Below are 11,261 nucleotides of genomic sequence, written 5' to 3' on the forward strand. Positions count from 1 at the left end.
CGGGCCACTTCATGCTGACCGCAACACCCAACAGTGCCTGGCCCCATATCAGGGCCGCGCGGTCCTTGCCAAGGCACCCCCGCCTCTCAGGAGTTCTTTCCATGCCGTACAGCGCCGCCGTCGATGATTACAAGTTTCTGTTCGACCACGTGGTGGATTTCGAGGCCCTGCGCCAGACCGAGAAGTTCGCGGAAGCCACCGATGACGTGACGCAGGCGATCCTTGGCGAGGCGGGCAAGCTCTGTGATGAGGTGTTGGCCCCCCTGCAGCGCAACGGCGATCTGCACCCCGCACGGCTGGAAAACGGCGTTGTGCGCACCTCTCCCGGATTTGCCGAAGGATTCAAGGCCATCGCCGAAGGCGGCTGGATCGGGATGAGCGCGGACCCTGAATACGGCGGCATGGGCCTGCCGATGACGCTGACTTCGGCGGTGAACGAGATGATGAGCGGCGCCTGCCTGTCGCTGCAATTGGCCCCCTTGATGAGCCAGGGCCAGATCGAGGCGCTTGAGCATCATGCCTCCGACGCGGTCAAGGAGCTTTACCTGCCCAAGCTGATCAGCGGCGAATGGACCGGCACGATGAACCTGACGGAGCCGCAGGCCGGGTCGGACGTGGGCGCGCTGGTGGCCAAGGCGCAGGACAACGGCGACGGCACCTATTCGGTCTCGGGCCAGAAGATCTATATCAGCTGGGGCGACAATGACTTTACCGGCAATGTCTGCCATCTGGTGCTTGCCCGTCTGCCCGGTGCGCCGGCGGGGACGAAAGGCATCAGCCTCTTCCTCGTGCCGAAATTCCTGCCGGATGAGGATGGCAACCCGGGCCAGCGCAACGGCGTGAGTGTCGTCAGCCTCGAACACAAGATGGGCCTGCACGGCTCCCCCACCGCCGTCATGCAATACGATAACGCCAAGGGATGGATCATCGGCAAGGAACAGGGTGGCATGGCCGCGATGTTCACCATGATGAACAACGCCCGGCTCGGCGTCGGGGAACAGGGCATCGGCGCGGCCGAAGCCGCCTATCAGCACGCGCTGGAATATGCGCTCGACCGCAAGCAGGGCCGGGCGGGCAAGGACGGCACAGGCACCATCGTGGACCACGCCGACGTGCGCCGTATGCTCATGACCATGAAGGCCGACGTTTTCGCGGCCCGGGCCATCGCGCTGTCCTGTGCCCATGCCATCGACATGGGCAATGCCACGGGTGAGGCTGAGTGGAAGGCGCGGGCGGCCTTCCTGACCCCGATCACTAAGGCCTTCGGCACGGACGTGGGCATCGCCGTGGCCGAAACCGGTGTGCAGGTACACGGCGGCATGGGCTTCATCGAAGAAACCGGCGCCGCGCAATTCAGCCGCGATGTACGCGTCACCGCGATCTACGAAGGGACCAACGGCATTCAGGCCATGGACCTCGTGGCCCGCAAGATGATGGACGGGGGCGAAGCCGCCACACGCCTTCTGGATGAGATCGAGGCCGCCGCCGAAGACGCGCGGGAGACTTTCCCGAACATGGCGGATGCCGTGTGGCAGGCAACCGAGACGCTGCGCGAGGCGACCGAATGGCTGACCTCCCAGGAGGATCTGAACGCGCGTTTCGCCGGGGCTGTCCCCTATCTGCGCGGTTTCGCACGGGTACTGGGCGGGCATCTGCACCTGAAGGCCGCCATGGCCGACCGGGGCGGTGCGCGCGAAAAGCTGGCCCGCTTCTACATCCAGCGCCTGCTGCCCGAGCATGTGGGCCTGCTGGCCCATGCGCAGGCGGGGGATGCGGAACTTTATGCCATGAGCGCGGAGGAACTGGCAGCTTGACCGATACGGTCCCTGCCACCAGAGCACCCGTCGGCCTGCGCTATCCATGGGAAACCCCGCCTGAAACCGGCACCGCCATAGAGGTCGCGCCCGGTGTTCTCTGGCTGCGACTGCCGCTTCCGATGAAGCTGGATCACGTGAACGTCTATGCGCTGGACGAAGGCGATCACTGGACGATCATCGACACCGGGTTCTCGTCGAAAAAGGGCAAGTCGATCTGGCGTGACCTGATGGCCGGGCCGCTGGGGGGCAAGCCTGTCGGACGGGTCGTCGTCACCCATCACCACCCCGATCACATCGGGCTGGCGGGCTGGTTCCAGACGGAATTCGGGGCAGAGCTTGTCACGACCCGCACCGCATGGCTGACGGCCCGTATGCTCACTCTCGACGCGCAGGAGGTTCCGGCGGCGGAATCCCTGTCCTTCTACCGCAAGTCCGGCATGGACAACGAGATCTACGAGAAACGTGCGCGCGAACGCCCGTTCAATTTCTCTGACGTCGTGGATCCGCTGCCGCTGGGCTATACCCGGATCAAACAGGGGGACAGCATTCGCATCGGGGGCCGTGAGTGGGATGTTCACATCGGCAACGGCCATGCCCCCGAACATGCCACCTTCTGGAGCCGGGACGACAACCTCGTGCTGGCGGGGGACCAGATCCTGCCCTCCATCAGTCCCAACGTGGGTGTCTATGCGACCGAACCCATGGCCGATCCCATCGGCGAATGGTTGGAAGCCTGCGAACGACTGGCCCCGCTGGCCCGGGCCGATCATCTGGTGCTGGGGGGGCATAAATTGCCCTTCACCGGCCTGCCCAAGCGCATGGAACAGCTGATCGAGAATCACCATGGCGCGCTGAAGCGTCTGCTGGCCTATATCGATACGCCGAAATCTGCTTCGGAATGTTTTCCGCCGCTTTTCAAGCGCAGCATCGGCGAGGGGGAGTATGGCCTCGCACTCGTCGAATCGGTGGCGCATCTCAGCCACCTTTTCCAGACCGGGCTTGCCACCCGCAGCCTGCGCGACGATGGTGCATGGGTCTACCAGCGCAAGGGGTGACCCATGGATAACGAAATCCGGACAGCCGCGGAACTCGTAGAGGCGGACGCTTTGCCGTGCATATACGAGGTGCACGACGATCCCGCCCGGCGCAACGCCTGCGATCAGACCGTCCCGAAGGGCGTGACGAAAACACCCGTCACGCAGAAATCGCCCGCCCGCTGGGCCTATGAGCGGGTGGTGATCTATCTGCGGAATTTCGAAGAACAGCTCGATAGCGAACATGAGGTCGCAATGGGCTTCACCGGGGCCGAAGCCGGGCTCTTGCGCATCCAGGGTATGGGATATTTCGATCCGGATATCGTCACTTTCTACGGCACCGACCCCGCAGGGGGCCGCACGCAGCTGATCCAGCATGTCAGCCAACTGAACGTCATGCTGCGCGCCCTGCCAAAGCAGAAGGATGACGAAAAGCCCAACCGCATCGGATTTCGGCTGGCGCAGGATCTGGACACTGCCGAACCGACCCCGACGGACCAATCGGACTGAGCCTCGCGGGTTCAAATGCGCGGCCCTGAAACCTGCGGCATCTTGTGCCCATCCTCGCGTAGGTCTTTGACATCGTGACACGGTCCTGCGAATAGGATACCCAGCGACGACACAATCAGGGAACCGCGACATGGCCGACCACGAACATGGCAAGATGGACATCACGACGCAGGAAAAGACGTTCGACGGCTTCATGTCCTTCGTCACCAAGACTGTGATCGCGATCATCGTCCTGCTCGTCCTCATGGCGCTGTTCATCCGCTGAACCGTTTACCGCAGGCCCGTTTCGTCATGCGTCCGGTATTGGCGGCACTGCTCGTTGCCCTGCTGGCGGCCTGTGCCAATGATGGCGGGGTGGAGTCTTCCCCGGCCGAAGTGGCCGCCGCCTCCTTCACGACCGATGGGCCCCGGACCCTCACCCTTTTTACCATGATCAGCAACCGGACCGGCAGCGGCGGGCATACCGCGCTGATGATCGACGGCTCGCAGCGGGTGATCTTCGACCCGGCCGGATCGTTCCGCGACCCGCGTGTCGCCGAACGGGGTGACGTGATCTATGGCGTCACGCCCGCGTGGTTGCAGGCCTACCGCTCCGCCCATGCGCGCAGCGCCTATCACGTGGTAAGCCAGCGCATCGTCGTGACCCCGCAACAGGCAGAGCAGGCCCTGCGCCTCGCGCAGTCGAACGGATCGGTCATGGCCGCCCATTGCGCCAACGCCACCTCGCGGCTGCTTGCGCAGGTGCCCGGGTTCACCCATGTGGACCGCACCTATTACCCGGTGAAATTGATGACGCAGTTCGGCACGATACCGGGCGTGGAAACGACCCGCTACTACGAAGACGACGCCGGCAATGTGATCGACGTGTTGAAGGCCGCGCAAGCCACGCAGTAGCACGGCCCGGCTTCAGCTGAGCAGATAGAGCAACCCGTAGAGCGTTCCGCCCCCGCTGAGAATGGCGAGGATCACGTTCCGGGTCAGCAGCCCGACCAGCAACGTGACGATGGCGGCGGCCAGCCGCGCCGGGTCTGGCGTGCCCCCGGTGGCCGTGGGCCAGAGAACCTGCGGCGCCACCAGTGCGGGCAGGATGGCCACGGCGGTATAGCGCAGATGGCGAAGAAGCCAGGGCGGCATCGCGCTGTTGCCCACCAGACCGGTAAACATGAAGCGCAGGGCGAAACTGCCCAGCCCCAGCACCACGATCACGATCCAGAGAGTGCCGTCATCGATCATGGCCGCACCCCGCTGCGGCGTTCCAGCCAAAGCTCCGTCTGTGCGCCGGCCATCATCCCGGCGATACCGGCCACGATCAGCCCCAGCGAATAGGGGATGCCCACCGCGGGCAGCGATACCGCAACCGCCACAAAGGCCGCCACGACATGCGCCAGGGTGCGGAACATCGGCGCGATCATGGCCAGAAAGGTGATGGGAATCGCGAAATCGAGCGCCCAGCTTTCGGGAACCTGTGCCCCGAGCAGCGCCCCCACCAGCGTGAACAGGTACCACAGCGGCACCACCGGCGTGACCGCGCCCATGAAATAGGCGATCCGCTGGGGCACCGTCATGTCAGGCGCGCGTTCGTATTGCGCGATGGCGCAGACATAGGACTGATCCACCGTCAGGTAGGCGGCGAGCGCCCGCTGCCAGAGCGGCGCGGCCCCGATCCACGGGGTGAGCGATGCCGAATACATCGCCATGCGCAGGTTGACCGCCAAAGCGGAGGCAAGCACGATCGCCGTCGGCGCGTTTTCCTGCATCAGTTGTAGCGCGGTGAACTGCGCGGCGCCCGCAATGACCACAACGGAGAAGGACAGCGTTTCAAAGACGCTCAGCCCGGCCTCTGTCGCGATGATGCCGAACAACGTCGAAAAGGGAATGATCACCAGAATAAAGGGCGCACCATCGGCGACGCCCTTGAAATAGGCGGATTTCCTTGTGGTGGTGGTCATGAGAAGCCCCTAGATTACCTACGACGCTTAACGCCGCCACCGGGGGGATGCAATTGGCCCGCGACACCGATCTGACCGACTATGTGATCGCACCCGATCCACAGGCCGGGCGCCTTACGCGCGGGGTGGAGGGGACGGACCAGACCGGCGCCCCGGTCACCACCCGCGTGGTGGAGGAACGCCCCCTGACGATCTTTCTCAACCGGCAGGAAATCGTGACGGCGATGACCATCGGTGACTATCCCGATTACCTCGCGCTGGGGTTTCTGCGCAATCAGGGGATGCTGCGCCCGGATGAAGAGATCACCGGCGTGGACTACGACGAGGAGTTGGAGACCGTCGTTGTTCGCACGGCCCGCGCGACCGATTACGAGGACAAGATGCGCCGCAAAACTCGTACCAGCGGCTGCGCGGTCGGCACCGTGTTTGGCGACATGATGGAGGGTCTCGAAGACGTGCGCCTGCCCGCCACCCCGGTGCGTACATCCTGGCTCTATGCGCTCAGTTCGAAAATCAACCGGACGCCCAGCCTCTACCTCGAAGCGGGCGCGATACATGGCACGGTGCTCTGCCGTGAGGATCGGCCACTCGTCTACATGGAAGATGTCGGTCGCCATAACGCGGTGGACAAGATCGCCGGCTGGATGCTCTCCGAAGGGGAGGGTGCTGCGGACAAGATCCTGTATACCACCGGGCGGCTGACCTCCGAGATGGTGATCAAGACAGCGATGATGGGTATTCCCACGTTGGCGTCGCGCTCCGGCTTTACCGCTTGGGGGGTGGAAATCGCGCGGCAGGTGGGGCTCACCCTCATCGGGCGGATGCGGGGGGAGCGCTTCGTCTGCCTGAGCGGTGAGGACCGGCTCATCCGGGATGCCGATCCCGCCAGCGTCCCGCAGGAGCCGCGCCGGTCCGGTCGCAAGGCAGGCGCATGAACGATACTGCGATGACTGCGCCGCTGGGTGTCGTGCTGGCCGGGGGGCGGGCGACCCGCATGGGCGGCGGGGACAAGGGCCTGCTGACCATCGGCGGTGAACCCCTGCTGAAACGCGTCCTCGCCCGGCTGTCGCCACAGGTCGATGACATGGCGCTCAATGCCAACGGCGATGCGACGCGCTTCGCGGACTATCGCCTGCCGGTTCTGCCCGACAGCGTCGAGGGGTTCGCGGGGCCACTGGCGGGCGTGCTCGCCGGGCTCGACTGGGCGGCGGCGCGGGGTGCGCGGATGATTGTTACCGCCGCAGCCGATACGCCCTTCTTCCCCTGCGATCTGGTGCCGCGCCTCTTGCTTGCCGCGGAAGGAATGGACCATCCGCTGGTGCTCGCCGCCACGCCGGACCCGCGGCGGGGCAGTGTCCGGCATCCGACATTCGGCCTGTGGCCCGTGGCCCTGCGCGATGACCTGCGGCAATCGCTCGACGGCGGATTGCGCAAAGTGGTGCTCTGGACCGATCGCCACGGCGGGCGCGAAGCCCTGTTCGAAGACGAAGACGCGTTTTTCAACGTCAATACACCCGAGGATCTGGCCCGGGCGGAGACCATGGCATGAGGATTTACGGCGTCGTCGGGTGGAAGAACGCGGGCAAGACAGGCCTGATGGAACGCCTCGTGACCGAGATTACCGGGCGTGGCCATTCGGTCTCTACGGTCAAACATGCGCATCACAGTTTCGACGTGGATCACGAAGGCAAGGACAGCCACCGCCACCGGGTCGCGGGCGCACGCGAGGTTTTGCTCGCCTCACGCAGCCGGTTTGCCCTGATGCACGAACTGCGCGATGCTTCGGAGCCGACGCTGGACGATCTGCTCACGCGGCTGTCGCCGGTCGATCTGGTGCTGGTCGAGGGCTACAAACGCGACGGTCACCCCAAGGTGGAGGCGCACCGCGCCGTCACCGGCAACCCCCTGATCGCCCCGGATGATCCCACGGTACGGGCTGTTGCCAGTGACACGGCGCTCGACCTCGACCGCCCGGTGTTCGATCTGGACGATACGCGCGCGATTGCGGATTTCATCCTGTCAGAGGTCGGGTTGTGAGGGCATTCGACACATTTGTTGTCGTCGATTGGTCCGCCCGGTCCAGCCCTTCATCGGCCCGCCCCGAAAAGGATGCGATCTGGATCGGAATCGCTCAGGCCGGGGATGTCGTTTGCACCTACCACCGCACCCGGGCGGAGGCACAGGACGCGCTGGAGCGGCTTTTCGCGGCCGAACTGGCAGCGGGCCGCAGGGTCCTGGCGGGCTTTGACTTTCCTTTCGCCTATCCTGCGGGGTTCGCACGCGTTGTGACGGGCGGGGATGATCCTCTGGCATTGTGGGAATATCTGGCGAAGCAGGTGCAGGACGGCGCCGACAACGCGAACAACCGGTTCGCGGTCGCGCGCCAGCTCAATACAATGTTCCCCGGTGTCGGCCCGTTCTGGGGGTGCCCTGCAGACCTGGGGGACGATGTTCTGCCCACACACGGCACCCGCAGGCGGGACCACGGGCTGCCCGAACGGCGGCAGGTCGAACGCGCGCCCGGGCTGGGTGGGGCGCAGCCCTGTTGGAAGCTTTACACCACGGGTTCGGTGGGTTCTCAGGCCCTCTTGGGCCTGCCGCGGCTTCAGGCCCTGCGCGAACGGTTCGGTGAGGCCCTGTCGGTCGCGCCTTTTCAGGCACCCGAAACACCCATTGTTCTGGCGGAGGTCTTCCCCTCGCTCATTGCCGATATCATCGCGGAAGAGGCAGAGCCGGACGAGGTGCGGGACCGTGCGCAGGTACGCGTTTTGGCCGCTGCGCTTTCCCGGCTCGATCCCCGGGTGCTGACAGAGATGCTGACAACCGGGGATCCGGTGGAGGGCTGGATCCTCGGTGTAGGAGCCGAGGATCAACTGCGGACGGCGGCGCGCGGCAACAACGCACCGCGCCCCTTGCGCAACGATTGTTTCGCGCTTCCCCCGGGCGTTCATTGGACGCCGGTGGACGAAGCGCTCGCAACGCTGCGTGACAGGCTGGCCCCCGTGACGGCTACGCAACATCTCCCGCTGACAGAGGCCGCGGGCCGTATTGCCGCCCGAGACGTTACCGCGCGGCGGTCGAACCCGCCGCTGCCCAATACGGCGGTGGATGGCTATGGCTTTGCCGGCGCCCGGGCAGAGGGGGCCCACCGCCTTCCGCTCGCCAAAGGGCGCGCCGCCGCCGGGGATGCACCGGTCTCTGTCCCGCCCGGCTACGCCTTGCGCGTACTGACGGGCGCGGCCCTGCCTGATGGCGTGGACACCGTTGTTTTGCAAGAGGACGTGACTGTCGAAGAGGGTGCGGTGACCTTTTGTGGCCCGGTCAAGCAGGGTGCCAATACCCGACGCGCCGGGGAGGACGTGACTGAGGGGGATGCGATCCTGACCGCGGGGCGACGGATCGGTGCGGCGGAACTTGCGCTGCTGGCCGCGACGGGGATTGGTGAGGTGCCGGTTCGCCAATCGTTGCGGGTGGGGGTGCTTTCCACCGGGGACGAACTGGCCGAAGCGGGCGAAGACGCGCCCGACACGAGGATATACGATGCGAACCGGCCCATGCTGCTCGCCCTGCTGGGTGATCTGGGTCATGTCCCCGTCGATCTTGGCCGGGTGCCGGACGACCGCGAAACTCTGCGCAAACGGCTGGACGACGCGGCGGGGCGGGTCGATGCCATTCTGACGAGCGGTGGCGCCTCGGCGGGCGACGAGGATCATGTATCCGCGCTGTTGCGGGAAGCCGGTGCCATGACGCTCTGGCGGATCGCGATCAAGCCGGGGCGCCCGCTGGCGTTGGGCATGTGGGACGGCGTGCCCGTCTTCGGCCTGCCGGGCAACCCCGTGGCGGCGATGGTCTGCAGCCTGATCTTCGCCCGGCCCGCATTGGATCTGCTGGCAGGGGCGGGGTGGAACGCGCCGCAGGGGTTCGACGTGCCTGCGGCCTTTGCCAAGTCGAAAAAGGCAGGGCGGCGGGAATATCTGCGCGCCCGGATTCGGGACGGCAAGGCGGAGGTCTTCGCGTCCGAAGGCTCCGGGCGGATCAGCGGTCTTTCATGGGCCGAAGGTCTTGTGGAATTGCCCGAACCCGCCGCTGATATCCAGCCCGGCGATCCGGTGCGCTATATTCCATACGGCAGTTTCGGTATCAAACCCCCGCAGGGATAATACCGGGGGGGCGGCGGCCCCGTCAGTCGAATGTACCCGCGCAGCGGCCCAGCAGCATGAAGGCCCGCGCGGTGCGCGTATCCGCCAGCGCCGAGATCTCTCCGTCCGATGCGGTCTTTTCGAAGGCGGCGAATGTCTTGTCGAACCGGCGCAGGAAGTGGTGCGCCGCATCTCGGAAGATCGGATCCTGTTTCATCCGGGCATTGCTGAGCGCCAGCGAAGATCGGTCGCGGATACCGCCCAGCGGCGCGATCGTGCGCCCGCGCGCGCCTTGGGCGAACTGGCGCCAGACTTCGGGGCGGGCGCGGTCCGGGCGCAGATCGTCCATGTAGATTCCATCCTGCGACAGCAGGGTAAGCACATCCTGCGCGGCCTGGATCAACTGGGAAGCCGACCTGTCCTTCAAAGCCCGGCGCAGCGCGTTGAACCCGGCCTGATCCTCGGCGGTTTCGGGAAAGTTCAGCGCGCGGATGAAGTCTTCGGTCGCCAGTTGCGGGGCAAGGTCGCCGGGCTGAGTGCCGAGTGCCAGTGCAGGCTGTTCTTCGGCGGAAGCCACCGAAACGGCCGCCGCATTCGGCAGCGAACGTCCGGCATGGTCCCGACGGCTTTGGAAGGTGGCAAGCGCGCTTTCGGTCTTGCGCGTGGCGGCAGCGATTTCGTCCAGCTTGCGCGCCACCGACGGTTCGGACCGCAGCGGCTGGCCCTGCTGCTGGGCGATATAGGCGTGGCGGATCGCATCGATGGCCGCCTGCAGGCGCTGGCTTTCCTCGCGCATGACGCGGCTGGCCCGTGCCGCCGTGGCGGCGACCCAGATCATGCCCACGGGCATGAAGACCGCCAGCATCGTCATGAGGAACCGCAGGCCATTGGTGCCTTCGGTCTCTCCCTCCGCGGGCTGCAGCAGGAAGAACAGCGCCGAGCCGATCAGCCAGACGGCGCTCAGCGCGACGGCGATGATCTCGATCTCCGTGACGCCACCGGCGCCGGGCTTGTCATAGATGCCCAGCGGTGTCGGGCGCGCGCCGCCGTTATCCGCCTTGCTGCTTGGGGGCGGAGTGTCCTGCGTTTCGGTCATGTGGTGATCTCCGATCAGGCGTAGACGATCTTGAGAACCTCGTAGGATTTCTCACCGCCGGGTGTACGCACCTCGACGCTGTCGCCTTCTTCCTTGCCGATGAGGGCGCGGGCGATGGGCGACTTGATGTTCAGAAGACCGTTTTCAATGTTGGCCTCGTATTCGCCGACGATCTGATAGGTTTTCTCTTCGTCGGTGTCTTCATCCACCAGCGTGACCGTCGCGCCGAACTTGATGGGGCCGGATATCTTGGCCGGATCGATCACATCGGCCAGGGAAATGGCGCCTTCCAGTTCCTTGATGCGGCCTTCGATGAAAGACTGCTTTTCCTTGGCGGAATGATACTCCGCGTTTTCCGACAGATCGCCATGTTCGCGCGCTTCCGCGATGGCCTTGATGATGGCGGGACGTTCGACCGACTTGAGGTGCTTCAGTTCGGTTTCGAGTGCGTCATGGCCCTTGCGGGTCATCGGGATCTTTTCCATCGCGGTCAGCCTGCTATCAATGAGAGCCGCCCCTCGTTGAACGAGGGGCGGCCGCTGTTGGTGTTCGTCTTTAACTGACCCAAACGGATAAGCAAATGCAAGGGGGGCGGCCCGTACCAATCGGCAAGGGAACGCGCAACGGGGTTTCGCGCATATGTGGCGCAGCCGGGGGTCGGGTGGTGTGCGCAGGGCGTAAAAACCCCTCGCGTTGCTTTCCTTTACGGCCTGCAA

At 65.2% G+C, this 11,261-nt stretch carries 13 protein-coding genes; 9 read left to right on the forward strand and 4 right to left on the reverse strand.

Annotated features, from left to right (window positions below; genetic code table 11):
- The first annotated feature begins 101 nt into the window (after positions 1 to 101).
- From A3764_RS06375 to A3764_RS06395, 5 genes are all read left to right on the forward strand, one after another.
- Entirely contained in the window at positions 102 to 1,814 is a 1,713-nt protein-coding gene (locus A3764_RS06375; RefSeq protein WP_067928854.1) for an acyl-CoA dehydrogenase, read from the forward strand.
- Complete coding sequence (locus A3764_RS06380; protein ID WP_067928856.1) at positions 1,811 to 2,872, forward strand: MBL fold metallo-hydrolase; 1,062 nt, start codon at positions 1,811 to 1,813, stop codon at positions 2,870 to 2,872. Before A3764_RS06375 ends, A3764_RS06380 begins: the two co-directional genes overlap by 4 nt.
- A 3-nt stretch (positions 2,873 to 2,875) precedes the next feature.
- On the forward strand, positions 2,876 to 3,361 hold the full coding sequence (locus tag A3764_RS06385; protein ID WP_067928859.1) for a DUF6173 family protein: 486 nt from the start codon (positions 2,876 to 2,878) through the stop codon (positions 3,359 to 3,361).
- A gap of 130 nt (positions 3,362 to 3,491) precedes the next feature.
- Positions 3,492 to 3,626: an aa3-type cytochrome c oxidase subunit IV gene (locus A3764_RS06390; RefSeq protein ID WP_067928861.1), complete on the forward strand. Its 135-nt coding sequence runs from the start codon at positions 3,492 to 3,494 to the stop codon at positions 3,624 to 3,626.
- 26 nt (positions 3,627 to 3,652) lie between these two features.
- Positions 3,653 to 4,255, forward strand: coding sequence for a hypothetical protein (locus tag A3764_RS06395; RefSeq protein WP_067928863.1), 603 nt, complete (start codon positions 3,653 to 3,655; stop codon positions 4,253 to 4,255).
- Between the two features lie 12 nt (positions 4,256 to 4,267).
- Here A3764_RS06395 and A3764_RS06400 read toward each other — a convergent pair whose 3' ends face one another.
- Entirely contained in the window at positions 4,268 to 4,594 is a 327-nt protein-coding gene (locus A3764_RS06400; protein WP_067928865.1) for an AzlD domain-containing protein, read from the reverse strand.
- Positions 4,591 to 5,310, reverse strand: coding sequence for an AzlC family ABC transporter permease (locus tag A3764_RS06405; RefSeq protein ID WP_067928867.1), 720 nt, complete (start codon positions 5,308 to 5,310; stop codon positions 4,591 to 4,593). Before A3764_RS06405 ends, A3764_RS06400 begins: the two co-directional genes overlap by 4 nt.
- Positions 5,311 to 5,357: 47 nt before the next feature.
- Here A3764_RS06405 and A3764_RS06410 point away from each other — a divergent pair, with 47 nt between their 5' ends.
- The 4 genes from A3764_RS06410 to A3764_RS06425 are packed head-to-tail and all read left to right on the forward strand — an operon-like array spanning position 5,358 to position 9,470.
- Entirely contained in the window at positions 5,358 to 6,245 is an 888-nt protein-coding gene (locus A3764_RS06410; RefSeq protein WP_067928870.1) for a formate dehydrogenase accessory sulfurtransferase FdhD, read from the forward strand.
- A gap of 11 nt (positions 6,246 to 6,256) precedes the next feature.
- Positions 6,257 to 6,859: a molybdenum cofactor guanylyltransferase MobA gene (gene mobA / locus A3764_RS06415; RefSeq protein ID WP_067928877.1), complete on the forward strand. Its 603-nt coding sequence runs from the start codon at positions 6,257 to 6,259 to the stop codon at positions 6,857 to 6,859.
- Positions 6,856 to 7,347, forward strand: coding sequence for a molybdopterin-guanine dinucleotide biosynthesis protein B (gene mobB / locus A3764_RS06420; RefSeq protein ID WP_067928872.1), 492 nt, complete (start codon positions 6,856 to 6,858; stop codon positions 7,345 to 7,347). The genes mobA and mobB overlap by 4 nt, the downstream gene beginning before the upstream one ends.
- Entirely contained in the window at positions 7,344 to 9,470 is a 2,127-nt protein-coding gene (locus A3764_RS06425; RefSeq protein ID WP_067928875.1) for a molybdopterin-binding protein, read from the forward strand. The genes mobB and A3764_RS06425 overlap by 4 nt, the downstream gene beginning before the upstream one ends.
- Positions 9,471 to 9,492: 22 nt before the next feature.
- On the opposite strand, the gene A3764_RS06430 is transcribed toward A3764_RS06425, so the two are convergent.
- Positions 9,493 to 10,545, reverse strand: coding sequence for a hypothetical protein (locus A3764_RS06430; RefSeq protein ID WP_067951344.1), 1,053 nt, complete (start codon positions 10,543 to 10,545; stop codon positions 9,493 to 9,495).
- Between the two features lie 14 nt (positions 10,546 to 10,559).
- A complete protein-coding gene (gene greA / locus A3764_RS06435) occupies positions 10,560 to 11,030 on the reverse strand; it encodes a transcription elongation factor GreA (protein ID WP_067928133.1) in 471 nt (156 codons plus the stop codon).
- Between the last annotated feature and the right edge of the window lie 231 nt (positions 11,031 to 11,261).

It is taken from the genome of Sulfitobacter sp. HI0129 (assembly GCF_001635395.1).
Lineage (GTDB): Bacteria > Pseudomonadota > Alphaproteobacteria > Rhodobacterales > Rhodobacteraceae > Sulfitobacter.